The 25394-nt window shown below is 70.6% G+C and carries 22 protein-coding genes; 11 read left to right on the top strand and 11 right to left on the bottom strand.

The annotated features are described in order from the left end of the window. The first annotated feature begins 117 nt into the window (after positions 1-117). Complete coding sequence (locus ACFY0P_RS35230; protein WP_388922578.1) at positions 118-1389, top strand: ATP-binding protein; 1272 nt, start codon at positions 118-120, stop codon at positions 1387-1389. A 16-nt stretch (positions 1390-1405) separates the two neighbouring features. Here ACFY0P_RS35230 and ACFY0P_RS35225 read toward each other — a convergent pair whose 3' ends face one another. Then, positions 1406-1909 carry a GtrA family protein gene (locus ACFY0P_RS35225; RefSeq protein WP_388922575.1) on the bottom strand — a complete coding sequence of 168 codons (504 nt, stop codon included), beginning with the start codon at positions 1907-1909 and terminating at the stop codon, positions 1406-1408. A 217-nt stretch (positions 1910-2126) separates the two neighbouring features. On the opposite strand from ACFY0P_RS35225, the gene ACFY0P_RS35220 reads away from it, so the two are divergent. From ACFY0P_RS35220 to ACFY0P_RS35205, 4 genes are all read left to right on the top strand, one after another. Then, positions 2127-3266: a 5-(carboxyamino)imidazole ribonucleotide synthase gene (locus ACFY0P_RS35220; RefSeq protein ID WP_388922572.1), complete on the top strand. Its 1140-nt coding sequence runs from the start codon at positions 2127-2129 to the stop codon at positions 3264-3266. Beyond that, positions 3263-3784 carry a 5-(carboxyamino)imidazole ribonucleotide mutase gene (gene purE, locus ACFY0P_RS35215; protein ID WP_388922569.1) on the top strand — a complete coding sequence of 174 codons (522 nt, stop codon included), beginning with the start codon at positions 3263-3265 and terminating at the stop codon, positions 3782-3784. The genes ACFY0P_RS35220 and purE overlap by 4 nt, the downstream gene beginning before the upstream one ends. 21 nt (positions 3785-3805) lie before the next feature. Continuing rightward, positions 3806-4984 (top strand): dipeptidase, encoded by a 1179-nt coding sequence (locus ACFY0P_RS35210; RefSeq protein WP_388922566.1) that lies wholly within the window; start codon positions 3806-3808, stop codon positions 4982-4984. A 155-nt stretch (positions 4985-5139) separates the two neighbouring features. Continuing rightward, complete coding sequence (locus ACFY0P_RS35205; protein ID WP_388922563.1) at positions 5140-6276, top strand: dipeptidase; 1137 nt, start codon at positions 5140-5142, stop codon at positions 6274-6276. 12 nt (positions 6277-6288) lie between these two features. Here ACFY0P_RS35205 and ACFY0P_RS35200 read toward each other — a convergent pair whose 3' ends face one another. Both ACFY0P_RS35200 and ACFY0P_RS35195 read right to left on the bottom strand, forming a co-directional pair. Then, a complete protein-coding gene (locus tag ACFY0P_RS35200) occupies positions 6289-6678 on the bottom strand; it encodes a VOC family protein (protein ID WP_388922560.1) in 390 nt (129 codons plus the stop codon). 23 nt (positions 6679-6701) lie between these two features. After that, entirely contained in the window at positions 6702-7061 is a 360-nt protein-coding gene (locus ACFY0P_RS35195) for a VOC family protein (RefSeq protein WP_388922557.1), read from the bottom strand. Between the two features lie 118 nt (positions 7062-7179). Between ACFY0P_RS35195 and ACFY0P_RS35190 the strand changes: the two genes are divergently transcribed. Beyond that, positions 7180-7686 carry a CGNR zinc finger domain-containing protein gene (locus ACFY0P_RS35190; protein ID WP_388922555.1) on the top strand — a complete coding sequence of 169 codons (507 nt, stop codon included), beginning with the start codon at positions 7180-7182 and terminating at the stop codon, positions 7684-7686. A 204-nt stretch (positions 7687-7890) separates the two neighbouring features. On the opposite strand, the gene ACFY0P_RS35185 is transcribed toward ACFY0P_RS35190, so the two are convergent. Beyond that, positions 7891-9234, bottom strand: a complete 1344-nt coding sequence (locus ACFY0P_RS35185) for a UDP-glucose dehydrogenase family protein (protein ID WP_388922552.1) — start codon at positions 9232-9234, stop codon at positions 7891-7893. A gap of 178 nt (positions 9235-9412) precedes the next feature. On the opposite strand from ACFY0P_RS35185, the gene ACFY0P_RS35180 reads away from it, so the two are divergent. Together ACFY0P_RS35180 and ACFY0P_RS35175 are read left to right on the top strand one after the other, a co-directional pair. Beyond that, entirely contained in the window at positions 9413-10570 is a 1158-nt protein-coding gene (locus ACFY0P_RS35180; protein ID WP_388922550.1) for an acyl-CoA dehydrogenase, read from the top strand. Positions 10571-10709: 139 nt separating this feature from the next. Continuing rightward, entirely contained in the window at positions 10710-11075 is a 366-nt protein-coding gene (locus tag ACFY0P_RS35175; RefSeq protein WP_388922547.1) for a four-helix bundle copper-binding protein, read from the top strand. 82 nt (positions 11076-11157) lie between these two features. Here the strand turns inward: ACFY0P_RS35175 and ACFY0P_RS35170 are convergent, their stop codons facing one another. Beyond that, positions 11158-12456, bottom strand: a complete 1299-nt coding sequence (locus ACFY0P_RS35170; RefSeq protein ID WP_388922544.1) for an LCP family protein — start codon at positions 12454-12456, stop codon at positions 11158-11160. 119 nt (positions 12457-12575) lie between these two features. On the opposite strand from ACFY0P_RS35170, the gene ACFY0P_RS35165 reads away from it, so the two are divergent. Beyond that, positions 12576-13124, top strand: coding sequence for an acyl-CoA thioesterase (locus ACFY0P_RS35165; RefSeq protein ID WP_388922541.1), 549 nt, complete (start codon positions 12576-12578; stop codon positions 13122-13124). Between the two features lie 150 nt (positions 13125-13274). Here ACFY0P_RS35165 and ACFY0P_RS35160 read toward each other — a convergent pair whose 3' ends face one another. Continuing rightward, positions 13275-14678 carry an LCP family protein gene (locus tag ACFY0P_RS35160; protein ID WP_388922538.1) on the bottom strand — a complete coding sequence of 468 codons (1404 nt, stop codon included), beginning with the start codon at positions 14676-14678 and terminating at the stop codon, positions 13275-13277. A 249-nt stretch (positions 14679-14927) separates the two neighbouring features. Between ACFY0P_RS35160 and ACFY0P_RS35155 the strand changes: the two genes are divergently transcribed. After that, on the top strand, positions 14928-15962 hold the full coding sequence (locus ACFY0P_RS35155) for a glycosyltransferase family 2 protein (protein ID WP_388922536.1): 1035 nt from the start codon (positions 14928-14930) through the stop codon (positions 15960-15962). Between the two features lie 18 nt (positions 15963-15980). Here the strand turns inward: ACFY0P_RS35155 and ACFY0P_RS35150 are convergent, their stop codons facing one another. From ACFY0P_RS35150 to ACFY0P_RS35130, 5 genes are all read right to left on the bottom strand, one after another. After that, entirely contained in the window at positions 15981-17528 is a 1548-nt protein-coding gene (locus tag ACFY0P_RS35150; RefSeq protein WP_388922534.1) for an LCP family protein, read from the bottom strand. A 234-nt stretch (positions 17529-17762) separates the two neighbouring features. Beyond that, positions 17763-19382, bottom strand: a complete 1620-nt coding sequence (locus ACFY0P_RS35145; RefSeq protein WP_388923183.1) for an LCP family protein — start codon at positions 19380-19382, stop codon at positions 17763-17765. A 230-nt stretch (positions 19383-19612) separates the two neighbouring features. Then, positions 19613-21328, bottom strand: coding sequence for an LCP family protein (locus tag ACFY0P_RS35140; protein WP_388922531.1), 1716 nt, complete (start codon positions 21326-21328; stop codon positions 19613-19615). Between the two features lie 242 nt (positions 21329-21570). Continuing rightward, on the bottom strand, positions 21571-22695 hold the full coding sequence (locus ACFY0P_RS35135; RefSeq protein WP_388922528.1) for an LCP family protein: 1125 nt from the start codon (positions 22693-22695) through the stop codon (positions 21571-21573). A 443-nt stretch (positions 22696-23138) separates the two neighbouring features. Continuing rightward, complete coding sequence (locus ACFY0P_RS35130; protein WP_388922526.1) at positions 23139-23894, bottom strand: TIGR03089 family protein; 756 nt, start codon at positions 23892-23894, stop codon at positions 23139-23141. A gap of 111 nt (positions 23895-24005) precedes the next feature. Here ACFY0P_RS35130 and ACFY0P_RS35125 point away from each other — a divergent pair, with 111 nt between their 5' ends. Next, positions 24006-25355 (top strand): peptidoglycan recognition protein, encoded by a 1350-nt coding sequence (locus ACFY0P_RS35125; RefSeq protein ID WP_388922523.1) that lies wholly within the window; start codon positions 24006-24008, stop codon positions 25353-25355. The last annotated feature ends 39 nt before the right edge of the window (positions 25356-25394 follow it).

Genomic DNA, 25394 nt, shown 5'->3' with positions numbered 1-25394 from the left:
GAGATGTGCGCGACCGGCCGTCGTGGTGGGCCGGTCGCGCCCACGCGGCGGAGCCGCATATGTCAGCGCCCCGCGCCCCTGAAGGGGCGCTGAAGTCGCCGTTTCCCGGAGAGTGCTGTGCGTCGTCGTCTGATCCAGTCCACCCTCGCCGTCGTGCTCGTCGTCATCGCCGTGTTCGGCGTCTCCTTGGTGATCGTCGAGAGTCGGACCATCAGCAACAGCGCCCAGGAACGCGTCGACTCCGAGGCGCTGCGTCTCGCCAGCATCGTCGACAGCCGGATTCTCGAAGACGAGGACATCACCGCCGACATACTGCGCAGTCAGGTCGGCAAGGAGCAGTACGCCGTCATCCGGATCCCGGGCAAGCCTCCGATCGAGCTGGGTGTGAAGCCCGAGGGCGACGTCATCCACTACACGGCCGACGGTGAGGAAGGCGAGACGGTCACCGTCCAGGAGCCGCGCTCGACCGTGACCCGGGAGGTCGGCCGTACGCTGCTGATCATCGGGGCCGTCGCGCTGCTCGCCGTGATCGCCGCCGTGCTGCTCGCCATCCGGCAGGCCAACCGGCTGGCCTCCCCGCTCACCGACCTCGCGGAGACCGCCGAGCGGCTGGGGTCCGGTGACCCGCGCCCCCGGCACAAGCGGTACGGCGTCCCCGAGCTGGACCGGGTCGCCGACGTACTGGACTCCTCCGCCGAGCGGATCGGGCGGATGCTCACCGCCGAGCGGCGCCTCGCCGCCGACGCCTCCCACCAGCTGCGCACACCCCTGACCGCGCTGTCCATGCGGCTCGAGGAGATCACCCTCACCGACGACCCGGACATCGTGAAGGAGGAGGCGAACGTGGCGCTCACGCAGGTGGAGCGGTTGACGGACGTCGTGGAGCGGCTGCTGACGAACTCCCGGGATCCGCGTACCGGCTCCGCCGTCTCCTTCGACCTGGACGAGGTCATCCAGCAGCAGCTCGCCGAGTGGCGCCCCGCCTACCGCAGCGTGGGCCGGGCGATCGTCAGCTCCGGCAAACGGCACCTGCGCGCGGTCGGCACGCCGGGCGCGGTGGCGCAGGTGCTGGCCGCGCTGATCGAGAACTCGCTGATGCACGGGGGCGGCACGGTCGCCCTGCGCACCCGTGTCACCGGCAACCAGGCGGTGGTCGAGGTGACCGACGAGGGCGCCGGCGTCCCCGCCGACCTGGGCAACCGCATCTTCGAGCGGACCATCAGCGGCCGGAACTCCACCGGGATCGGGCTGGCCGTCGCGCGTGACCTCGCGGAGGCCGACGGGGGCCGTCTCGAGCTGCTCCAGGCCCAGCCGCCGGTGTTCGGCCTGTTCCTGTCCCGCACCCCGCCGCCGCACAAGCCGGACGACGACCTGCCGATGGTCCGCTAGGACCTGCCGGGGTGTGCTATCGGACCCGCTGCGCGGGGTTCTCGGCGTCGGCGGCCTGCTCCAGGATGGCCTCCGCGTCCGCGACCGCCTCACGGGCCGGCAGCGCCTTGAACACCCACGTGCGGTACGACCAGAACCGGAACAGCGTCGCCACGCCGATGCCGACGAACTTGAAGACGTTGCTCTGCAGCGGGCTGTCCCAGCCGAAGCCGTAGGTGGCCAGGTACAGCAGACCGTTCTCGATCACCAGGCCGACCGCGCTGAACAGCAGGAACAGGGTGAGTTCCTTGGTGCGGCCGCTCTTCTCGCGGTCCCGGTACGTCCAGTAGCGGAAGCCGAGGTAGTTGAAGACGATGGCGACGACCGTCGCTATGACGCTCGCCCGCACCACGGGCAGGTCGGTGACGTGCCGGACCAGGTTGAAGACGCCGAGATTGACGAGAATGCCGGCCCCGCCGACCGCGCCGAATTTGGCGACCTCGCGTGCGAGCCGTTGCAGCCCCGAGGAACCACGTTCCATGGTTGTGCGGGCTCCCGTCCGTAGGTATTGCGACCCAGCCACTCTAACGACCCAGTATCTCCGATGCCTGTGGATGGCGACACAGGTCGGGAAAGGCTTGGGAAGAGCACCGGAAAAGCGCGGGAAAAGCAGGGCAAGAGGCGCCGAAGCGGCGGGTAAGAGCCCTGGTCGCGGCCGCGCAGACCGGCCACCCCGGCGCGGCCGATACCCTAGGGGCGTGACGTTCCCGGTAGTCGGCATGGTCGGCGGGGGTCAGCTCGCGCGTATGACGCACGAGGCGGGCATCCCGTTGGGCATCAGGTTCAAGCTCCTCAGTGACACTCCCCAGGATTCCGCGGCCCAGGTGGTGAGCGATGTCGTCGTCGGCGACTACCGCGACCTGGAGACGCTGCGCGCGTTCGCGCGCGGCTGCGACGTGATCACCTTCGATCACGAGCACGTGCCGACCGAGCACCTGCGGGCCCTGGAGGCGGACGGCATCCCCGTGCGCCCCGGTCCCGACGCGCTGGTGCACGCCCAGGACAAGGGCGTGATGCGGGCGAAGCTCGACGCGATCGGCATCCCGTGCCCGCGCCACCGGATCGTGGCCGACCAGGAGGACGTGGTCCGGTTCGCGGCCGAGGGCGACGGCTTCCCCGTCGTCCTGAAGACCGTGCGCGGCGGCTACGACGGCAAGGGCGTGTGGGTCGTCGAGACCGCGGAGGAGGCCACCGACCCCTTCCGGGCCGGGGTGCCCGTCCTCGCCGAGGAGAAGGTCGACTACGTCCGCGAGCTCGCCGCCAACGTCGTACGCTCCCCGCACGGCCAGGCCGTCGCCTACCCGGTCGTCGAGTCCCAGCAGGTCAACGGCGTCTGCGACACCGTGATCGCGCCCGCACCCGACCTGGACGAGACGCTCGCCCTGCAGGCCGAGGAGATGGCCCTGCGGATCGCCAAGGAGCTGGGCGTGGTCGGCCACCTGGCCGTCGAGCTGTTCCAGACCCGCGACGGCCGCATCCTCGTCAACGAACTGGCGATGCGCCCGCACAACAGCGGCCACTGGAGCCAGGACGGCGCGATCACCTCGCAGTTCGCCAACCACGTCCGCGCCGTCCTCGACCTGCCCCTCGGCGACCCGCGCCCGCGCGCGAAGTGGACGGTCATGGTCAACGTCCTGGGCGGCGACTACCCGGACATGTACTCCGCGTACCTGCACTGCATGGCCCGCGACCCCAAACTGAAGATCCACATGTACGGCAAGGACGTGAAGCCCGGCCGCAAGGTCGGCCACGTCAACACCTACGGCGACGACCTGGACGACGTTCTCGAGCGCGCACGTCACGCTGCCGGCTACCTGAGAGGCACGATCACCGAATGAGCCCCCTTGTTGGCATCGTCATGGGTTCGGACTCCGACTGGCCCGTCATGGAGGCCGCCGCCAAGGCCCTCGACGAGTTCGAGATCGAGTACGAGGTGGACGTCGTCTCCGCGCACCGCATGCCGCGCGAGATGGTGACGTACGGCGAGCACGCCGCCGAGCGCGGCCTGAAGGTGATCATCGCGGGTGCCGGGGGAGCGGCCCACCTCCCGGGCATGCTCGCCTCCGTCACCCCCCTCCCGGTCATCGGCGTGCCCGTCCCGCTGAAGTACCTCGACGGCATGGACAGCCTCCTGTCCATCGTGCAGATGCCGGCCGGGGTCCCGGTCGCCACGGTCTCGGTCGCCGGTGCCCGCAACGCGGGTCTGCTGGCCGCCCGCATCCTCGCCGCCCACGACGAGGACCTGCTGCAGAAGATGCGCGACTTCCAGCAGGACCTCAACGACCAGGCCACCGAGAAGGGCAAGCGGCTGCGTGCCAAGGTCGAGGGGCCGAGCGGCTTCGGCTTCGGCAAGTAGGACTCCGGGAAGTAACAGGCAATGACGTCCCTCGATGAAGCCCGGTCCCTGCTGCGCGAGTTCCCGGTCGTCGACGGCCACAACGACCTGCCGTACGCACTGCGCGAGCAGGTCCGCTACGACCTCGACGCCCGTGACATCGCCACCCACCAGAACACGCACCTGCACACCGACATCCCGCGGCTGCGGGACGGCGGGGTCGGCGCGCAGTACTGGTCGGTGTACGTCCGCTCGGACCTGCCGGGCGCGGTCCCGGCGACCCTCGAACAGATCGACTGCGTACGGCAGTTGATCGCCCGTTACCCGGCCGACCTGCGGGCCGCGCTGACCGCCGCCGACATGGAGGCGGCGCGCGCCGAGGGCCGTATCGCCTCCCTGATGGGCGCGGAGGGCGGCCACTCCATCGACAACTCGCTGGGCACCCTGCGCGGTCTGTACGAGCTGGGCGTGCGCTACATGACGCTCACCCACAACGACAACAACGACTGGGCGGACTCGGCGACCGACAAGCCGAACGTCGGCGGCCTGTCGGCCTTCGGCCGCGAGGTCGTGCGGGAGATGAACCGCCTGGGCATGCTGGTCGACCTCTCCCACGTGGCGGCCACCACCATGCGCGCCGCCCTCGACACCACCGCCGCCCCGGTGATCTTCTCGCACTCCTCCTCCCGGGCCGTCTGCGACCACCCCCGCAACATCCCGGACGACGTCCTCGAACGCCTCCCCGGCAACGGCGGCATGGCGATGGTGACGTTCGTACCGAAGTTCGTGCTCCAGGCGGCGGTCGACTGGACGGCGGCGGCCGACGACAACATGCGCGCCCACGGTTTCCACCACCTCGACACCACCGAGGAGGCGATGAAGGTCCACCGGGCCTTCGAGGAGACCAACCCGCGCCCGGTCGCCACCACCGCCACGGTCGCCGACCATCTCGACCACATGCGCGAGGTCGCCGGCATCGACCACCTCGGCATCGGCGGCGACTACGACGGCACCGCCTTCACCCCCGACGGCCTGAACGACGTCTCCGGCTACCCCAACCTGATCGCCGAGCTGCTGGACCGTGGCTGGTCCAGGGCCGATCTGGCGAAGCTGACCTGGCAGAACGCGGTCCGTGTGCTGGGCGCGGCGGAGGACGTGGCCCGCGGCCTCCAGGAGACGCGGGGGCCGTCCCACGCCACCATCTCCGAGCTGGACGGCTGACGGAACAGCGCGGACCTCGAGCGCCGCGCGGAGAACGTGGGCGTTCGGGGCGTACCCCCGAACGCCCCGTCCACCAGGAACCCTCCCGGGCGGGCGTGCGACGGTGAGCTACAGCCCCTTCACGACGTAGCTCACGACGACGTACGGAGCCCTTCATGGCCGACCTCCAGCACGACATCCACACCACGACCGAGGTCGGCAGGGAGGACAGCCTCCCGGACGACTCCCTCCCGGTTCTCGGCTTCGCCCGAGCCGGGGAGACCTCCGTCCTGCTGGAACCCGACGCCGCGTACCTGGAGCGGGCCCACGCGCTGCTCGAGGCGCACCCGGTCGCGGACGGCTACAGCGGGCTGCCCCGGGCGCTCGGGGCGCTGCCCTGGTACGACCTGGAACTGGGCGAGACAGCCGTGGCCACGGACGTGCCCCGGCTGCGCGAGGGACACGTGGGCGCGTTGTTCTGGTCGCTGGACCTGCCGGCGCGGGAGTGGGGCGACCGGGCCGTGGGGGCCACCCTGGAGCAGCTGGACCTGGTGCGCCGGGTGGTCGAGATGCACCCGGAGGGGCTGCGGCTGGTGCGCACCGCCGGGCAGGTCATCGACGCCCGCAACTGCGGCCGGGTCGCCGTCGTCCTCGGCCCGGCCTCCGCCGCCGCCCTCGGCGACTCCCTCGGCATCCTGCGGGTCCTGCAGTCCCTGGGCCTGCGGGTGCTCTCCCTGGCCGGTGCCGCCTGGGCGGGCGAGGAGGGGCTGACCCGGTTCGGCGAGGAGGTGGTCCGGGAGATGAACCGGCTCGGGGTGCTCGCCGATCTGTCCGGCGCCCCGGAGGCCACCCTCGCCCGGGCGCTGGCGCTCTCCAAGACCCCGGTCCTGTGCACCCGCTCCGCCGCCGCGGCCCTGCGCCCGCATCCCGCCAACCTCTCCGACGAGCTGCTCGGGCAGCTGGGGGAGCACAAGGGCGTGTGCATGGTGCCGCTGACCGCCGAACAGACCGGGCCGACCGTCCCGGACGTCGCCGACCATCTCGACCACGTCCGCTCGGTCGCGGGCCCCGAGTGCGTCGCCCTGTCCGGTACCTACGACTCCGGCACCGCCCACCCCCGCGACCTCGACGACACCTCCCGCTACCCCCACCTGATCGCCGAGCTGCTCCGGCGAGGCTGGTCGGAGACCGAGCTGTCGCTGCTGACCTGGGGAAACATCCAGCGGGCGCTGCGCAGCGCCGACTTCACCGCCCGCGCGACCCAGCGCCGCAGGGAACCGACCCCGCCCCGCCCGGCGGACCAGGAGAGCTGAGACCCCGCTCGGTCAGGGGATCCGGCACAGGCAGAACGGATGGCCGGCCGGATCGGCGTACACCCGGAAGTCCTCCGCGACCGGGTCCTCCTCCCGCCGCAGCAGCCGGGCCCCGAGGGCCAGCACCTTCTTCTCCGCCACGTCGACGTCCTCCCAGGTCGGCCCCGCGTCGAAGTCGAGATGGAACTGCTGGGAGTCGCGGTCGGCCCGGGGCCACTCGGGCGGGGTGTACCCCTCCGCCAGCTGGAAACACAGCCGCAGCCCGTCCTCCAGCCTCAGCACGACCCAGTCCTCCTCCTCGACCACCAGGGAACCGCCGGCGACGGCCGCGTAGAAGGCGGCCAGCGCGTGCGGGTCGGGACAGTCGATCACCACGTTGCGCAAGCGGGCGACGGACGCCATGAGCGCTCCTTCTCTCTCTTCTCTCAGCAGGCGCAGAGACAGAACGGGTGCCCGGCCGGGTCGGCGTACACCCGGAAGCTGCGCTCCCGGTCGGCCGCGTCCAGCGGCTTCGCGCCCAGCTCCAGCACCCCCTTCTCGGCCGTGTCCAGGTCGTCCACCACCAGGTCCAGGTGGAACTGCTGCGAGTCGTCGGGCGCGGGCCACTGCGGCGCCACGAATCCGGGTGCCTTCTGGAACGCCAGCGCCTGTCCGCCGGGCACCGCCAGGTCCACCCAGTCCCCGTCCCCCTCGACACTGCCGCCCAGCACCCCGGCGTAGAAACCGGCGAGCGCGGACGGGTCGGGGCAGTCCAGGACGACGACACCGAGCTTGGCGAGAGCCATGACTTCCTCCTCGAAGTAGGAGTTACCTCTAAAGCCGTTCAACCAGTAACTTCGGTTACCGCATGCTCCCGCACCGGGGGTAACGTCGCAACCGGATTCCTGGAGGTAACGTGCAGAGATGAGTGAGAGATCGCCCGCGCCGGGCGGCCTGGCCCTGGTCGAGGCCCTGGTGAACACCCTGGACCTCGAGTCGGGCGCCGACGCGCTCGACACCGCGGACGGCAGGGCACGTCTCGGCATCACGGAGGCCGGCCTCTCCCCGGCCCGCGCTCTGCGCGAGTCCCTGCGCGCCGCTCTTCTCGCCCACGCCGGGTACCCCCCGCACCGCGAGGTCACCCCCCTGGGCGAACTGCTCGCGCAGGCCCCCCTGCACGTCGCCGTCGACCCCGCCGACGGCTCGGCGACCCTCGCCCCCGCCGACCCGGCCCCGCTGCTCTCCCGCGTCGCGGCGGCCGTCGCCACCGCCGCGATCGAGGGCACCTGGACCCGCCTCAAGGCCTGCGAGGCCGACACCTGCCACTGGGCGTACTACGACCGCAGCCCGGCCGGCCGCGGCCGCTGGTGCTCGATGCAGGTGTGCGGGGCGCGCGAGAAGATGCGCCGGTACCGGGCCAAGGACCGGTAAGGCACAGCCGGTTCACCGGGTATGGATGAGCCGGGTGGTGCAGAATGCAACAAGACACCGGTTCGGCCGACTGAGCCTCGGCCGAACCGGTGTCGTTCAGGTATCGACGCCCTGCGCTGAAGCGCCCCGTCAGGGGCGCTGGGGGTACCCCCGGCCGAAGGCCGGGGGAGGAACTGCGCGACCAGCCCCCACCCACCCGCAGACTCAGGCGGTCGGACGCCCCATGGCGCGATACGTCCACCCCGCCCGCCGCCAAACCTCCGGATCCAGCGCGTTCCGCCCGTCGAGGATCACCTTCTCCGAGGCCGCCTCTCCCAGTTCCGCCGGATCCAGCTCCCTGAACTCCCGCCACTCGGTGAGGTGCAGCACCACATCGGCCCCCCGCACACACTCCTCGGCGCTACCGGCGTAGCCCAATGTCGGGAACAGCCGCCGCGCGTTCGCCATCCCCTTCGGGTCGTACACCGTCACCTGGCCGCCCTGCAGATGGATCTGCCCGGCGACGTTCAGCGCCGGCGAGTCCCGGACGTCGTCCGAGTCCGGCTTGAACGTCGCGCCGAGCACCGCGACCCGCTTCCCGAGGAAGGACCCGCCGCCGAGCGCCTCGCGGGCCATCTCGACCATCTGTCCCCGGCGCCGCATGTTGATGGAGTCGATCTCGCGCAGGAAGGTCAGCGCCTGGTCGGCGCCCAGCTCGCCCGCACGGGCCATGAAGGCGCGGATGTCCTTCGGCAGGCAGCCGCCGCCGAACCCGATCCCGGCGCGCAGGAACTTCTTCCCGATCCGGTCGTCGTGCCCGATCGCCTCGGCGAGCTTGGCGACATCGCCGCCCGCGGCCTCGCAGACCTCCGCCATCGCGTTGATGAAGGAGATCTTCGTGGCCAGGAAGGAGTTCGCCGAGGTCTTCACCAGCTCGGCCGTCGGGAAGTCGGTCACCACGAACGGCGTACCCTCGCCGACCGGCGTCGCGTACACCTCGCGCAGCAGCTTCTCGGCGCGTTCGCCGCGCACGCCGACCACGATCCGGTCCGGGTGCAGGGTGTCCTGGACGGCGAAGCCCTCGCGCAGGAACTCCGGGTTCCAGGCCAGTTCGGCATCGGCCCCGGCCGGCGCGTTCTCGGCGAGGTACGCGGCCAGCCGTTCCGCCGAGCCGACCGGCACCGTGGACTTGCCGACGACGAGGGCGGGCCCGGTCAGATGCGGGGCCAGCGACGCGATCGCGGAGTCGACGTACGACATGTCGCAGGCGTACTCGCCGTGCTTCTGCGGGGTGTTCACACAGACGAAGTGGACGTCACCGAAGGCGCCCACCTCGGCCCAGTCGGTGGTGAAGCGCAGCCGCCCGGAGGAGCCCTCGAAACCCGCCACGTGCCGGCGCAGCAGCTCGTCGAGACCCGGCTCGTACATCGGGGTCTCGCCGCGCTCCAGCATCGCGATCTTCTCGGGTACGACGTCGAGCCCGAGCACCTCGAAGCCGAGCTCCGCCATGGCCGCGGCATGCGTGGCGCCGAGATAGCCGGTGCCGATCACAGTGATCTTGAGGCTCATGGAATGCTCCAGCTCGGGGACGTTGGTGCTGCTGCGGGGCCGAGCATAACCGGGCCCCCTCGCGGGCAACTTTCCCGCTGTCGCGTACCTCACGTCACCGTTGGGTGGGCAGCGTTCTAAACTTTGAGTTACTTAACAGTAATTAGCGTCAGCATCACTGCGTCTGGAGTGAGAGACCTTGGCCGGATCGGCTGACTTCGACCTGTACCGCCCGTCCGAGGAGCACGACATGCTCCGGGACGTCGTCCGCGCGCTGGTCGAGGCGAAGATCGCCCCGTACGCCGCCGCGGTCGACGAGGAGGCCCGCTTCCCGCAGGAGGCGCTCGACGCCCTGGTCGCCAACGACCTGCACGCCGTGCACGTCCCCGAGGAGTACGGCGGGGCCGGCGCCGACGCGCTCGCCACGGTCATCGTGATCGAGGAGGTCGCCCGTGCCTGCGTCTCCTCCTCCCTCATCCCGGCCGTGAACAAGCTGGGCTCGCTCCCGGTGATCCTCTCCGGCTCCGAGGACCTGAAGAAGAGGTACCTCACGCCGCTGGCCAAGGGCGACGCGATGTTCTCGTACTGCCTCTCCGAGCCGGAGGCCGGTTCCGACGCGGCCGGCATGAGGACGAAGGCGGTCCGCGACGGCGACCACTACGTCCTCAACGGTGTGAAGCGCTGGATCACCAACGCGGGCGTCTCCGACTACTACACGGTGATGGCGGTCACCGACCCCGAGAAGCGCTCGAAGGGAATCTCGGCCTTCGTCGTCGAGAAGTCCGACGAGGGCGTCTCCTTCGGCGCCCCGGAGAAGAAGCTCGGCATCAAGGGCTCGCCGACCCGCGAGGTCTACTTCGACAACGTCCGCATCCCCGCCGACCGCATGATCGGCGCGGAGGGCACCGGCTTCGCCACCGCGATGAAGACCCTGGACCACACCCGGATCACCATCGCCGCCCAGGCCCTCGGCGTCGCCCAGGGCGCCCTCGACTACGCCAAGGGCTATGTCCAGGAGCGCAAGCAGTTCGGCAAGCCGATCGCCGACTTCCAGGGCATCCAGTTCATGCTCGCCGACATGGCCATGAAGATCGCCGCCGCCCGCGCCCTCACCTACCAGGCCGCGGCCGCCTCCGAGCGTGGCGACGCCGACCTCACCTTCCAGGGCGCGGCGGCGAAGTGCTTCGCCTCCGACGTCGCCATGGAGGTCACCACGGACGCCGTCCAGCTCCTCGGCGGCTACGGCTACACCCGCGACTACCCGGTCGAGCGCATGATGCGCGACGCGAAGATCACCCAGATCTACGAAGGCACGAACCAGGTCCAGCGGATCGTCATGGCCCGCAACCTGCCGTGACCGCACCGGTGTCCGGCGAGAAGGCGCCCCTCGGGGCGCCTTTTCCGTCCGTGTCCCGAATGGCACTACCGGACGGTCGGGCTTAGGACGGGAACCAGACGGGGACCGCCCCGGACCCCGCCCCCCACCTGGAGGAGCCATGACCCAGACCGGACCCATGACGGCCATGTCCAAGCAGATGCAGGAGTGCGTGAACATGTGCATGGCCACGCACACGATGTGCGAGGAGACCCTGAGCTCCTGCATGTCGATGGAGGGCGGCCAGGCCCACATGCGCATCATGCGCGCGCTCATGGACTGCTCCGAGGCGACCCGCATGTCCGCCGACATGATGATGCGGCGCTCGCCGCTGTCGCCCGAGATGTGCGCGATGTGCGCCAAAGCCTGTGACATCTGCGCCGAGGCGTGTATGTCCATGCCCGACGACCCGCAGATGAAGCGCTGCGCGGAGGCGTGTCGCCGCTGCGCCGAGATGTGCCGTTCGATGGCGACGATGCCCATGTGACGCCCGGCCCCCCCACACGCCGGCGAGGGCACCCACCGGGTGCCCTCGACCGGGATGCGGCCGGGTTGACCGCCGGTACGGCCTAGTTGCCGCTGACGGTGACCTTCTCGTCGTTCTTCAGCTCGTCCACCAGGGTCTTGACCTTGGCCTTGTCCCAGACGAGGTTGCCGCCCGTGGAGCCGGAGATCGGCATGTTCATCGAGATGCCGTTGCCGCCGTTGACGTCCTTCATCGCGAAGAACATCGAGCCGAGGTCCCACAGGCTCATGTCCTTGTCGACGGTGAGGGAGTCGAGGCCCGCGCCGAGGGTGGGGTAGAGCTTGAAGGGGTTGAGGATCGTCCCCGGGGTGGCCACCTGGTGGGCCAGGGCGGCCAGGAACTTCTGCTGGTTCTTGGTGCGCTGGAGGTCGGACGTGGCGAAGGCGTGCCGGGTACGGACGAAGGCCAGGGCCTCCTCGCCGTTCAGGGTCTGCTTGCCGGCCTTGAAGTCCGCGCCCGAGTACTTGTCCTTGAAGCCCTTGTCGATGTCGATCGTGACGCCGCCGACCGCGTCCACGATGTTCGCGAAGCCGGCGAAGCCGATCTCCACGTAGTGGTCGATGTGCAGGCCGGTGTTGTACTCGACCGTGCGCACCAGCAGCGTCGGGCCGTCCTCGGCGTAGGCCGCGTTCAGCTTCGTGTGGCGGCCGGTGCCCTTGTAGACCTTGCCGGACGTCGACCCCTGGTACGACGGGATCTCCACGTCCGAGTCACGGGGCAGCGAGATCAGCGTGTCGCCGTTGTCGCCGACGTGCAGGATCATCATCGAGTCCGTGCGCTTGCCCTCGGCCGAACCCGTGTGCAGTTCCTTCTTCTGCGCGTCGGACAGGCCCTGGCGGCTGTCGGAGCCGACGATCAGGTAGTTGGTGCCCTTGCCCGCCGCGGGACGGTCGATGACCTTCGAGAGGTCGACGTCCCGGTGCAGCTTGGAGTCGGCCCAGAAGTAGGTCGCGACGGACGTGACGATCAGCACACTGAGGACGACGATCGCCGTCCACTTGATCCGCTTGCGCCAGTTCGGTGCGCGACGCGGGACGGGCTCGTACGCACCGCCGCCCCCACCGCCCCCGGGACCGCCGCCGTAGACCTGGCCCGTGTTGTACCCGCTGTCGTAGCCGTCGTACCCGCCACCGTCGTCGTACCCGCTGTTGTACGACGGCTGCTGCGGGACCCCGGCGTAACCGCCGCCGCCCTGCTGCGGGGCGCCGTACGGCGGAGCCGACGGCTCTCCGCGCCGTACCTGGCGCATCACGCGGGCGCCCTCAGGCTGCGCGCCTGCACTACCGCGTCCGTATCCGTTGCCGCGGTTGCCGTCCGACCATCCCTCGGGCCATTCGTTCATGGGCCCCAGTGTGCAGGCAGCGACTGTGCCTCTTACAAGGGTCGTCGGAAAATCAGGTCACCGCTGTTGCGAACCCGACACAAATTCCGCGATTGCCGCCTCGGCATAAGGTGGGGGCCATGACAGACCAGGCCCCCGAGGCGGAATCCGACATACCCGGCAAGCCGACGTCCGCGTCCCGGACCACGCTGAGCCACATCATGACCCACGGCGACACCAACCTCCTCGGGACGGTGCACGGCGGTGTGATCATGAAGCTCGTGGACGACGCGGCGGGCGCGGTCGCCGGCCGGCACTCGGGCGGTCCCGCCGTCACCGCGTCCATGGACGAGATGGCGTTCCTGGAGCCGGTCCGCGTCGGTGACCTGGTCCACGTCAAGGCCCAGGTCAACTGGACCGGCCGGACGTCGATGGAGGTGGGGGTGCGGGTCCTCGCCGAGCGTTGGAACGAGTCGACTCCCGCCACCCAGGTCGGCTCGGCCTACCTCGTCTTCGCGGCGGTCGACGCGGACGGCAAGCCGCGCCGGGTACCGCCGGTGCTGCCGGAGACGGACCGCGACCGCCGGCGCTACCAGGAGGCCCAGATCCGGCGCACGCACCGGCTGGCCCGCCGCCGGGAGATCCGTGAGCTGCGCGAGCGCAGGGTGGCGGAGGGGTACCTGGACTAGGGCGGTGCGTCGTCGACTGCGGCGCCGTCGTGGCTGGTCGCGCAGTTCCTCCCCAGCCTTCGGCCGGGGGTACCCCCAGCGCCCCTTCTTTTAGGGGCGCGGGGAACTGCGCGACCAGCCCCCACCGGGCGGCAGCCGAAACACGACCTCTCAGCACACCTTCTCGTCCCCCCGGATGACGGCAGAGGCTCCCTGCGGTGCCGGCTCGTCCACCCGCACCTTCCGCACCGCCCCCTTGAAGTCCGCCCCCACCGTCACCCGCAGCACCGGCCCAAGTCCGGGCACGGCCCGCAGCTCGCTGCCCGGCAGCGCCGCCGCCAGGGAGCGGGCCGAGCGGTCCCATCGCGGGTCGAAGGAGACCACCGTCCGCTTCAGGTCGCGGTGGGCGGCGGTCACCGGCCGGTGGTTCGTCGCGAAGCCCGTCGCCGCCAGCGCCGCGTCCATCCGCCGCGCCACCCCCGCCGTACCGGTGCCGTTCTCCACCTGGACCCGGATCGTCGCCGGTGCCACCTCCACGGTCGCCGGCGGCGGCCCCGGCGGCTTCGGCGAGGCCGCGGGCGCATGCGTGGGCGCGGGCGCGGGCGGCGCGAGCGGCTTGTCGTCGCGCAGGGACCGGAACAGCCGGTCCGACCCGGCCCGGTCCCACTTCAGCGTCGAGCCGATCCCCTTCACGGGGTACGCCAGCTGCCCGATGGGAACGGTCGTGAACTCGGACGAGGACGGCGAGAAGTTGCGCATCGCCCGGCCGAGGTCCAGCAGCTCGTCCGTGCCGAAGCCCGTGTCGGCCCGCACCGACCCCAGCACCGCCCGCGTCACGTCCCGGAACCGGATCGGGTTGAGCAGCACCCCGCTCGACGTCGCCCGCTCGATCAGCGACGCCAGGAACCGCTGCTGCCGCTTCATCCGGCCCAGGTCGCTCGCCGCGTCGACGTGCCGGGCGCGGACGTACTGCAGGGCCTGGCCGCCGCCCAGGGTGTGCGTGCCGGGGGAGAGGTTCAGGCCGGTGTAGGAGTCCTTCATCGGCACGGCGGTGCAGACCTGGACCCCGCCGAGCACGTCCACGGTCCGCATGAACGTGATGAAGTCGACCTCCAGGTAGTGGTCGATCTTCAGATGGGTCATGTCCTCGACCGTGCGCACGGTCAGCTGCGGCCCGCCCTCCGCGTAGGCCGCGTTCAGCTTGATGGGGTGGGCGGGGGACGGGCGGTGCGTCGTCTCGTCCACATGCGCCGGGACCTCGGCGTACGAGTCGCGCGGCAGGCTGACCACCGTCGCCCGCTCCCGGTCCGCCGAGATGTGCACGATCATGATCGTGTCGGTGCAGTGGCAGGGCGCCCCGCCCAGCCGGTACTTCCGCCGCTCCCGCTCGGTGATCTTGTCGCGGCCGTCGGTGCCGACCAGCAGCACGTTCATGCCGTGACCGGCGGCGGGACGGTTCTTCATGTCCTTGAAGGGGTCGACCCGGGCGATGTCCGCGTCCAGGCCGGCCATCACCGAGTGTCCGATCCCGGCCGACGCCAGCACCACCACCGAGAGTGTGGTGACCGCCCGCATGGCCCAGCGCGGCCGCCGGGGCCTGCTGGGTCGTACCGGCGGCCGCGGGGCCTGACGGGTGGGCTGCGGTCGGCGCTGCGGCCGGACGGGCCGGGCGGGGGACCGGGGCGGGCTGGCGGACAAAGGACACCTCCGGACGAGGCCGTACGTGGGATCCGTGAGCACGGTAGGCCGATACGACCTTCAGCCCGCGCCACCGCCGATGCGGCGCGCACCGGTGTCCCCCGTTCGCGGTAACGTGAGCCCCCTATGAACGCCAAGTCCGACGTGCGGCACCCCGCAGTTTCTGTGATCATGCCCGTCCTCGACGAGGAGCGGCATCTGCGCGGGGCCGTCCAAGCGATCCTCGCGCAGGAGTACGCCGGCGAGCTGGAGGTCGTCATCGCCCTCGGTCCGTCCACGGACCGCACGGACGAGATAGCCGCCGAGCTCGTGGCCGAGGACCCCCGCGTGCACACCGTCCCGAACCCGACCGGGCGCACCCCGGCCGCGCTGAACGCCGCGATCAAGGCCTCCCGGCACCCGATCGTGGTCCGCGTCGACGGCCACGGCATGCTCTCCCCGAACTACATCGCGACCGCCGTCCGCCTCCTCGAGGAGACCGGTGCGCAGAACGTCGGCGGCATCATGCACGCCGAGGGCGAGAACGCCTGGGAGCACGCGGTCGCGGCGGCCATGACCTCGAAGATCGGCGTCGGGAACGCCGCCTTCCACACGGGCGGCGAGGCCGGTCCCGCCGAGACGGTCTACCTGGGCGTCTTCCGGCGCGCGGCGCTGGAGCAACAGGGCGGCTACAACGAGGAGTTCATCCGAGCCCAGGACTGGGAGCTGAACTTCCGGATCCGGGAGGCCGGCGGGCTGATCTGGTTCTCGCCGGAGCTGAAGGTGTCGTACCGGCCGCGGCCGAGCGTGAAGGCGCTCGCCAAGCAGTACAAGGACTACGGCCGTTGGCGGCACGTCGTCGCCCGCTACCACGAGGGCTCCATCAACCTGCGCTACCTCGCCCCGCCGGTGGCGGTGTGCGCGATAGCCGCGGGGATCGTCGTCGGGGCGCTGGTGACCCCGTTCGGCTTCGTGATCCCGGGCGGCTACCTCGCGGCGATCGTCGCCGGGTCCCTCCCCGCCGGCAAGGGGCTGCCGCTCCGGGCCCGGCTGCAGATCCCCGTCGCCCTCGCCACCATGCACATGTCGTGGGGGTACGGCTTCCTGACCAGCCCCCGGTCGCTGGCGAAGCGGGTCATCGCGTCCCGTCGCCCCGCGGTGCTCAGCCCTTCCTCCAACTGAGCACCGCCCCCTCGGGCTTCACCAGGTGTAGTCCGGGTCGACGTGCATGCACGCCTTGGTGTCCGAGGCGTTGAGGGCGTTCGCCGACGCCGGGGTGGTGTCATCGTCGTCGGCGCGGTACTTGCTGCCCGACCGCCAGTCGGCGCCGACGACCAGCGTGACGCCGTCGACGTCCGTGGACTTCCTCACCTGGTCGGTGGGGATGCCCAGGGCCTTGGCGACCCGCTGGGCGTCGCCCGCCAGGTCCGCGGTCGGATAGCGCACCAGTGTCCGGTCCTCGCTCAGCAGCGCCGAGGTGTCGGCGGCCGCCTTGGTGAAGCCCTTGCCGGCCAGCAGGGCGGTGACGGCCGCGGCCCGGCCGGTGACGGCGGACTCGGTGCTGCTCCTCGTACCGTTCTGCACCTGTACGGCGATCTCGTCGTCGGCCGCCGCCTTGTCGGTGACCTTCGTCGTGGCCGTCGTCGTCTTCTTCTTGTCCTTGCCGTCCAGCGCGACGTCCTCGCGGACCAGCCGCCACAGCCTGGCCGCGTCGGTGGGCTTGGGCAGGACGCGGTTGCCGTCGGAGGAGTACACGAACGGCATCGTCGTCATGGTGATGCGGTTCGTGGGGACCTTCTTCAGCTCCTTGCTCAGGTCGTAGAGCTTGGTGACCGAGCCGAGGCCGGTGTCGACCGTGAGCGCCTTGGTGGCCGTCTCGGCGAGCCCCAGCAGCTTGTCGGGGTTGCTGAGGGTGGCGTTGGACCGCAGCTGCCGGACCATCGAGTTCATGTACATGTGCTGGGCCTTGGTCCGGGCTATGTCACTGCCGTCCTCGAACCCGTAGCGGGTGCGCAGCCACTGCAGGGCCTGCTTGCCCTTGACGAAGGTGGTGCCCTTCTTCAGCTTCAGGCCGGAGCCGTGGCCGGTGGAGGTGTGCGAGTAGATGTCGGCGTCCACGCACACCGGCACCCCGCCGATCGCGTCCGCCATGGACACCACGCCCGAGAAGTCGACCATCATGAAGTGGTCGATGTGGATGTCGGTGAGCTTCTCCCAGGTGGCCACCGTGCAGCCGGGCCCGCCGCGTTCCAGGGAGGCGTTGGTCATCGTGTCGTCGGTGGCCGCGTAGACCTTGCCGGTCTTGGCATCGGTGCACTTGGGGATGGAGACCAGGGTGTCACGGGGCATGGACACCACCGACATGTTGGTGCGGTCGGCGGAGACGTGCAGCAGCATCTGGACGTCGGCGCGGGCGGCGGTGCCGATGTCCTTGGCGCCGCCCAGCTTCACGTTCTCGGCGGTGTCCCGGGCGTCGGAACCGATCAGCAGGATGTTCAGCGGGGTCTGGCCGGCCGCGTTCGCCTTGGTCTTGGTCGCGCGGTCCTTGGCGTCGGCGTTGTTGAGGTTCTCCTTCTTGATGTTGCCGTTGAGGTGCGCGTAGTACAGGTATCCGGCGGTGGCGGTGCCGGCCATGGCCAGCGCCAGGACCGAGGCGGACCAGCGTACGATCCGGCGTCTGCGGCGCCGGCGGTCACCGTCCGCGCCCCGTCTGCGCCGGTCCCCGCCGTCCTGAGGCGTGAGAGACATGGTGTCCTCGACCGCGGACACCACGTCGGACACCTCCCCCCGCACACTGCTGCGCACCACCTTGCCCGCCCTCCCGCTCGCACCTGCCACCACACCCGGAACTCCCGGGCACCTGGGCACGGCGGCAGTGTCATGCAGTGGTTTAGGAGTTACCTGTGCCTACCTGTGCGGACCTGTGTGTGGAGAGACCGTGCCGCCGGTGACGACCCGGTACGGGACCGGCGGCACGGGTCGCTACCAGCGGTAGGGCGCGTACACGTCCATGCACTGCTTGGTGTCCGAACCGTTGATGGCGTCGGCGTTGTCCGGCAGGTCACCGGCCTTCGGCGCGGACCGCTTCGGGTACGCCGTCCCGTCCCGCCAGTCGGCGCCGACGACGAGCGTGACCCCCGACACATCGGTGGTCTGCTCGATCTGGCTCGTCGGGATGCCCAGCGCCTCGGCGACCGCCTGGGCGTCGCCCTCCAGGTCCGCGCTCGGATACTGGACCACCGTCTTCTCCACCGACTCCGCGGCCCCCGAGGTGTCCGCCGCCGCCCTGGTGTAGCCCTTGGCGGCCAGCTCCTGGGCGAGCGCCCGCGCCCGGCCGCCGACCGCGGCCTCGGTGGCGGTACCGGTGGCGTTGCGCACCAGCACGCCGAGGCTGCCCGCGGAGACCGACGGCTCCTTGGTGGGCCGGGCGCTCGCCGTGGTCTTCTTCTTGCTCTCCTTGGCGCTGCCGTTCTTGTCGAACGCCACGTCGTCGCGGAGCATCTGCCACATCTTGTCGGCGTTGGCGGTGTCCGGCACCACGTGGTCCTTGTTCTGCGGGTCCTCGACGTTCGGCATCGTCACGCTGGTGATGCGGTTGGTCGGCACCGACTTGAGCTGCATGCCCAGGTCGTAGAGCTTCTTCGGGGTGCCGATCTCCTCGGACACCGTCAGGGACTTGGTGGCCGCCTCGGCCAGGTCCATCAGCCTGCCGGTGTCGGTGAAGACGTTCTGCCCCTTCAACGTCCGGATCATCGAGTTCAGGTACATGTGCTGGGCGCGGGCCCGCATCAGGTCGCTGCCCCAGGCGTGCCGGGTGCGCAGCCACTGCAGGGCCTTCTCACCCTTCACCTTGTGCGTGCCGGCCGTCATCTTCAGCCCGGAGCCGCCGGGCACCGCGGCCGTCGGCCGGTCCCACACGTTCTGCTTCACACACACGTCGACGCCGCCGATGGCGTCCGCCATGTTCACCACGCCCGAGAAGTCGATCGTGATCCAGTGGTCGATGTAGACCCCGGTGAGGTTCTCCCAGGTGGCCAGCGTGCAGCCGGCGCCGCCCCGGGCCAGCGACTCGTTGATGATGGTGTTGGTCGCCGGGTACACCTTGCCGGTCTTCGGGTCCGTGCACTTGGGGATGTCGACGCGGGTGTCCCGGGGGATGCTCACCATCGCCGCGCTCTTCCGGTCCGCCGACAGGTGGATCAGCATCTGCACGTCGCCGAGCGGCGGGCTGCCCCGGTCGTACTTGGCGCCGCCGAGCTTCACGTTCGCGTCGGAGTTACGGCTGTCGGAGCCGATCAACAGGATGTTCATCGGCGTCTGACCGGCCGCGTTGGCCGCCGTCTTGCGCGCCTTGGCGTCGCCGCTGCTGCGCTCGCCCTTGTGGATGTTGCCGTTCAGGTGCTGGTAGTAGAGGTAACCGGCACCGGCCGTACCGAGGATCACCACCGACAGCACGGTCGCCGACCAGCGCAGTACCCGCCGGCCGCGTTTCCCCCGGCCGCCGTTCGAGCCGCCCCTCGGGCGCCCGCCGCCGGTACCGCCCGGTGCGTCGGGTGCCTTCGGTGCCTTCGGTGCCTTGTGTGCCTTCGGTGCGAGCGACATCGTGTCCTCGACCGCGGGCACCTCCCCCCGCACATCGCTCTGCGTCAACTCCCCGCCCTCCCCACCCTGCGCCCTGCGCGCACAGGCCCGCCGCCACGCCCCCCGTCGGACGCCACACGGACCACACGGGTCCGCCCCGCGCCCGGTTAGACGCGCGACGGACCCATAGGGTTACCTGCCAATTCGCTGTTACTTGGCGGTCGTGCGGTGTAACTCTCCGTCGCGGAGCCCTACTTGGCGCAGGTCACCTTGTCCGCCGTCGTCTTGCTGTCCACGTCCGGCGCCTTCGTCGGAGTGGTGAGGGAGACTCCCGCCCCCTGGAAGTCCTTGCCCAGCGTCAGGGTGATCGCGGGCAGACCCTGGGAGTTGATCACGCTCTTGCCGGGCTTCATCGCGGAGCCGGACAGCCCCATGAGACCGGCCAGTTCACGCGCCTGATCGGCCTGGTCGGGCGCGTACTCCAGGGTGGTCTTGCTGAGTTCGGCGTCCGCGTTGCCGGCGTTCTCCGACTTGAGGACGCCCTCCTGGTTCTGCAGCCAGCTGAGGGTCTCCTGGGCGCTGCCGGCCGGGGCCCCGCCGTTGAGGATCCGCACCCGCACCTCGGAGGCCGCGGACTTGCTGCCCTCCAGGCGCGCGGCGGCCGCGTCCTTGCTGGCCTGCGCCTGCTTCTTCTTGACGGCCGTGAAGGAGACGTCGTCCTTGATCGCCTGGAAGACGGCGGGGGCCTTCGTCTCGTTGAGCACGACGGTCGCCTTCACCTTCTCCGCCGGGTTGTCCAGGACCGGGATGGTGGTGAAGGTCAGGTTCTTCGGGTTGAGCTTGCCGAGCTCCAGACCGAGGTCCTTCAGCTTGCCGATGCTGTCCAGCTGGGAGTCGACGGTGAGCGCCTTGGTGCCGACCTCGGCCAGCTTCAGCAGCTTGGTGGGGCTGGTGAGCGTCGAGTTGGAGCTGAGCTTGCGCATCAGGGCGCTCAGGAACTGCTGTTGGAGCTGGATCCGGCTCAGGTCGCCGCCGAAGCCGACCGAGTGCCGGGTGCGCACGAACGCCAGCGCGGTCTCGCCGGAGATCTTGTGGGTGCCCTCGGACAGCTTCAGGTGCGACTGCTTGTCGTCGATGTCCTTGCCGAGGCAGACCTCGACGCCGCCGACCGCGTCGGTCAGCGTCTTGACCGCGTTGAAGTCGGCCACCATGAAGTTGTCGGCCTGGATCCCGGTCAGCTCGGTCACCGTGCGCACGGTGCAGCTGGCGGTACGGCCGTCCTGGCCGAGGCTGGTGTTGAACCGGACGTTCTCGGTGCCCGCGATGACCTTCTCGCTCCCGTCCGACTGCTGCGTCTGGCAGTCGGGCACGTCGACGATGAGGTCACGCGGGATGCTCAGGGCGGTGGCGTTCGAGCGGTCCTTGGAGATGTGCAGCAGGATCGTGGTGTCGGCGTGCCCGACGCTGCCTGCGTCGCCGTAGCCCTCGTTGCCCGAGCCCGTCCGCTTGTCGGTGCCGATGATCAGCAGGTTGATGGCCTTGTCCTTGCTGAAGCCACCGGTGCTCGCGCCGTCGTCGGAGACGGACGTGATGTTGTCGTTGAGGTGCTTGATGTAGAGGTACCCGGCGGCCGAGGCGGCGACCAGTACGAAGGCCATCGTCCCGCCGGTCCACAACAGGACCTTCTTGGCCTTCGACTTCTTCTTCACCGGCTGCCGCCGCGAACGGCGCCCCGCCGGTGGCTCGGGCTCGGCACGCCGTCTGCGCTGCCCCGGGATCTCCGGGCTCGCGGTCTCCCGGGGACCGCCCGCGCCGGTGCCCGGCGAGGCCGGCCTGCGCGGTCCGGGTACCGGCGACTGCGGTGCGGAAGGCGTCAGTCGCAGTTCGTATTCACCGGTGTTCGGATTGAGCACCCACTGGTCTGCGGGATCGATGTTGTCCGCCCGCCCACGGCCTTGCGCGTCCACGGTTGTCCGAATCCTCCGTCGGGGCCACGCGGCGCCTTCCCCCCACCAAGGCGCTCGGTCACGTTTCGCGGTGCGCGACCCCAGGACGGACCTCGCGGCCGGGTGCACCGGAGCGCTCACACTATCCGCCCAGTTCAGCGTCGAGTGACGCCAGTGACAAATTCATCCTCCCTACAAGCGGGCAATCCATCTCATTTAACTGACAACGAACGGCGCGGAAGTTCGCCGCCTTGGCGCGTGCTTTACTCGCAACTGTCCTCGGCGGCGGTGTTACCGCGAAACGTGGACGCCGAGGAGTCCCCGGAGGAGGAAGCGCTCTTCTTGGCGATCTTCACCGGCCGGTCGTCCCGCAGCAGCGCGAACAGCGCGTCCGCCCTGCCCGCCACCAGCTGGTCCCGGTTGGAGTCGTACACATACGGCTCCCGCGGCACGGTGAGGAACTGCACCTGGTCGGTGGGGATGTCCCGCAGCCCGCGCACCAGCTGGTACAGCCCCCGCAGACTGGCCAGCTCCGGATCGGTGGTGAGCGCGGAGGTCGCCGCGTCCAGCAGCGGGTAGAGCTTCGCCGGATTCAGCAGTACGTCACTGCTCTGCACCTTGTTGACGAGCGCCCCCAGGAACTGCTGCTGGCGGTCCATCCGCCCGGTGTCACTGCCGTCCCCGAGCGACTTGCGCACCCGTACGTACCCCAGCGCCTGCTCCCCGTCGAGGGTGACCCGCCCGGCGGGCAGCCGCAGCTTCGCCGCCTTGTCGTCGATCGGCTTCTTCAGGCACACCTGCACCCCGTCGATCGCGTCGACCATGTCCTTGAACCCGCTGAAGTCGACGACGACGTGATGATCGATCCGGATGTCCGTGAGCTTCTCGACGGTACGGATGGTGCACGCCGAACCCCCCACCTCGAACGCCGAGTTGAACAGCGTGAACGAGGGCTCGCTGCGCCGCCCGTCGCCGCGCAGGCAGCCGGGCACGTGCACCATCAGGTCCCGGGGCAGCGAGACGGCGGTGGCGCTGCGCCGGTCGCGGGCGAGGTGCAGCAGGATGGTGGTGTCGGAGCGTTGGGTGCCCGAGTCCTTGCCGTAGCGGCCGTTGCCGGCCCCGGCGCGGGTGTCCGACCCGATGAGGAGGATGTTCTGCGCGCCCCGCACCAGCGCGGTGGGCCGCTCCCGCTCGTACCGGGCGAGCTCGGCCTCGGCCGCCTCGTCGGCGGTGATGTTGTGACTGAGCTTGGCGTACAGGGCCCAGCCCCCGCCGACGGCCCCGACGAGAACCACACCGACCCCGAGCGCCACCCCCCGAACCCAACGCCGACGCCGCCGCCGGGCAATCCCGTACCCGGTGGCGGATGCCCCTACGACGTCGGTCACTCCTCAACAGTGCCTTGGGACGAGACGCGAGGGCGGGGTAACTGGTCCACGCGGGTGAGCGATCCGACCATGGGGCGCCGGCTGCTCACGCGGGTGCTTGGTCTTGGCAGGGGTGGTCGGTTGGTGACGCGGGTGCTTGGTCTTGGCGGGGGTGGTCGGTTGGTGACGCGGGTGCTTGGTCTTGGCGGGGGTGGTCGGTTGGTGACGCGGGTGCTTGGTCTTGGCGGGGGTGGTCGGTTGGTGACGCGGGTGCTTGGTCTTGGCGGGGAGGGGCGGCTGCTGACGCGGATGAGCGGTACGACCAAGGGGCGCCGGCTGTTCACGCGGGTGCCTGGTCTTGTCAGGGGGCGGTCGGCTGGTGATGCGGGTGACTGGTCCCACCTTCTTGGGGGCGCGGGGAACTGCGCGACCAGCCCCCACCCGGCCGCAGCCGAAACACGACCTCAGCGAGCGGAAGCCGTAACCCGCTCACTCTCGATCCGCTTCGCGATCCCTTCCTCACCCAGCTCATCCAGATGCCGGCACAACACCACCGACCCCCCGACCGCGAGCGGCGCGTACAACCCCGCGCTCAGCCCCTCCCACGTGTCGTACCCTAGCCCCGACAGCAACCGCGACCCCGGCCCGGTCAGATCCAGCCCCGCCGCATCCCCGAGCGCCCGCTCCACGACCTCGGCGCCACTCATCTCGGCCCCCGCGACGATCAGCGCGGGCTCCTCCGGGTCCACGGGCGAGAACGGCACGAACCGGTCCCCCTGACTCGGCACCTCGACGGCGTAGTCGACGAACCCCTCCGGCGTCTGCGGGAACCGCCCACCCAGCGGTCGCAGCGCGAGAGCGACCCGCTCGCCCCGGCACGCCCGTGCCGCCTCCAGCGAGTCCGGCCCGCTGACGACCACGTCGGCCGCGGCCGGCTCCCCGGCCACGTCGGCGATCGCGCCCACCGACGAACAGGCCAGCAACCACACCGCCGTCTGCCAGTGCGCCGGCAGCAGCAGAGCGACCCGGTCGCCCGGCCCCGCCGCGAGATCGCTCTGCAACAGATTCGCCGTCTTCGCCACCCAATTGGCGAAGGTGGCCACGGACAATTCGACGCGCTCGCCCGTCGCGTCGTCGTAGAAGGTCACCAGGGGGCGTCCGGGATCCGCGGCGAGCGCGGAACGCAGCAGGTCGGCAGGGGTGCGATCGGTGGCGTTCACCCGCGCAAGCGTACGCCGCGCCCGGTGCCCGCACCGGCCGACGGGGCCACCGGTTCGGCGTAGCGGGCCCCGACGGACCGTCAATTCCGCAATGGACATGTTTGTCTGACTATGTTCAATATCAGGGGCATGCGTGGATTCCTGACTTGCCCGACCGGCGCCACCTGCGCGGCGGCCCTCACCCTCCTGCCGGCCGTGCTGAACGTGCCGTCCGCGGCCGCCGCACCCGCGGACCGGACCACGACGGCCCTTTCCGGCAGCACCCAGTCGCTGCCCCTCACCCCCCGCACCCGTGAGCGTGTCCTCGGCCAGGCCCCCGAACAGGGCGCGTACAGCACCGACGTACGGCCCTTCTCGCTCGTCGGCGTCATCTGGGACAGCCCCGGAGCCGAACTGCACGGCCAGGTCCAGGTACGCACCCGGTCCGCCGCCACCGGCGACTGGTCGGGCTGGCAGGACGTCGACCCGCACAACGCCGACCACGGCGCCGACCCGGGCACGGCGGAGGCCTCCTCCGGCCGCGTGCACGGAGCCACCGCGCCCCTGTGGGTGGGCGACTCGAACGGAGTCGACGTACGCGTGCGCACCGAAGCCGGCCCCGGCCCCGGCCCCGGCGTCGGACGCGACCTGCTCCCGGCCGGCCTGCGCCTCGAACTCGTCGACCCCGGCGACGAGGCCCCGTCCGAGGGTCCGGCCGCCGACAGCCCGCGCACCGACACCGAGGCCGACCCCGCGGCCACCGTCAACGCCGGCCTCGTGTCCTTCGCCGCCACCGAGATCCCCGCGCTGAGCCGGGAGGACACCGAACGCGAACTCCGCGAGCTGAACGGCGCCGGCGCCCCGCTCGCGAAGCCGTACATCGGGCCGCGCCCGAGAATCGTCACCCGCCGCGGCTGGGGCGCCGACGAGTCGCTGCGCGAGAAGGGGTTCGTCTACACGGGGAAGGTCAAGGCGGCCTTCGTCCACCACACCGCCTCCGGCAACGGTTACCGCTGCTCGGAGGCCCCGTCCGTCATCCGCAGTATCTACCGCTACCACGTCGTGAGCATGGGCTGGCGGGACATCGGCTACAACTTCCTCGTCGACAAGTGCGGAACCGTCTACGAGGGCCGCGCCGGGGGAGCGGCGAAGGCCGTCAGGGGTGCCCACACGCTCGGGTTCAACAACAACAGCATGGGCGTCGCGGTGATCGGCACCTTCGGCTCGCACAAGCCGCCCGCGGCCGCCGTGACCGGCGTCGCCAAGCTCACCGCGTGGAAACTCGGGCTCTTCGGGGCCAATCCGAAGGGAAAGACATATCTGAAGTCCGGGGGTGGCAATCTCTACCCAAAGGGGAAGAACGTACGACTGAACGTGATCTCCGGCCACAGGGACGGGTACGCCACCGACTGCCCAGGCGCCAAGCTCTACGCCAAGCTCGGCTCGGCCCGGACCAGCTCCGCGCGCCTTCAGGGACGCTGAGTACGGGGCCGGCGGTCGACGCCGTCGGGGGCAGTCGGG

Origin of the sequence: Streptomyces sp. NPDC001714, assembly GCF_042892755.1 — a bacterium.
In the GTDB taxonomy this organism is placed as follows: domain Bacteria; phylum Actinomycetota; class Actinomycetes; order Streptomycetales; family Streptomycetaceae; genus Streptomyces.
This window is presented reverse-complemented; position numbering and strand designations above follow the sequence as displayed.

Bases quoted from the DNA above. Each gene is read 5' to 3' on its own strand.
- ACFY0P_RS35225 (WP_388922575.1), bottom strand. From the start codon at position 1,909: ATGGAACGTGGTTCCTCGGGGCTGCAACGGCTCGCACGCGAGGTCGCC.
- purE (WP_388922569.1), top strand. From the start codon at position 3,263: ATGAGCCCCCTTGTTGGCATCGTCATGGGTTCGGACTCCGACTGGCCC.
- ACFY0P_RS35210 (WP_388922566.1), top strand. From the start codon at position 3,806: ATGACGTCCCTCGATGAAGCCCGGTCCCTGCTGCGCGAGTTCCCGGTC.
- ACFY0P_RS35205 (WP_388922563.1), top strand. From the start codon at position 5,140: ATGGCCGACCTCCAGCACGACATCCACACCACGACCGAGGTCGGCAGG.
- ACFY0P_RS35200 (WP_388922560.1), bottom strand. From the start codon at position 6,678: ATGGCGTCCGTCGCCCGCTTGCGCAACGTGGTGATCGACTGTCCCGAC.
- ACFY0P_RS35195 (WP_388922557.1), bottom strand. From the start codon at position 7,061: ATGGCTCTCGCCAAGCTCGGTGTCGTCGTCCTGGACTGCCCCGACCCG.
- ACFY0P_RS35190 (WP_388922555.1), top strand. From the start codon at position 7,180: ATGAGTGAGAGATCGCCCGCGCCGGGCGGCCTGGCCCTGGTCGAGGCC.
- ACFY0P_RS35185 (WP_388922552.1), bottom strand. From the start codon at position 9,234: ATGAGCCTCAAGATCACTGTGATCGGCACCGGCTATCTCGGCGCCACG.
- ACFY0P_RS35175 (WP_388922547.1), top strand. From the start codon at position 10,710: ATGACCCAGACCGGACCCATGACGGCCATGTCCAAGCAGATGCAGGAG.
- ACFY0P_RS35170 (WP_388922544.1), bottom strand. From the start codon at position 12,456: ATGAACGAATGGCCCGAGGGATGGTCGGACGGCAACCGCGGCAACGGA.
- ACFY0P_RS35165 (WP_388922541.1), top strand. From the start codon at position 12,576: ATGACAGACCAGGCCCCCGAGGCGGAATCCGACATACCCGGCAAGCCG.
- ACFY0P_RS35160 (WP_388922538.1), bottom strand. From the start codon at position 14,678: ATGCGGGCGGTCACCACACTCTCGGTGGTGGTGCTGGCGTCGGCCGGG.
- ACFY0P_RS35155 (WP_388922536.1), top strand. From the start codon at position 14,928: ATGAACGCCAAGTCCGACGTGCGGCACCCCGCAGTTTCTGTGATCATG.
- ACFY0P_RS35150 (WP_388922534.1), bottom strand. From the start codon at position 17,528: ATGTCTCTCACGCCTCAGGACGGCGGGGACCGGCGCAGACGGGGCGCG.
- ACFY0P_RS35145 (WP_388923183.1), bottom strand. From the start codon at position 19,382: ATGTCGCTCGCACCGAAGGCACACAAGGCACCGAAGGCACCGAAGGCA.
- ACFY0P_RS35125 (WP_388922523.1), top strand. From the start codon at position 24,006: ATGTTCAATATCAGGGGCATGCGTGGATTCCTGACTTGCCCGACCGGC.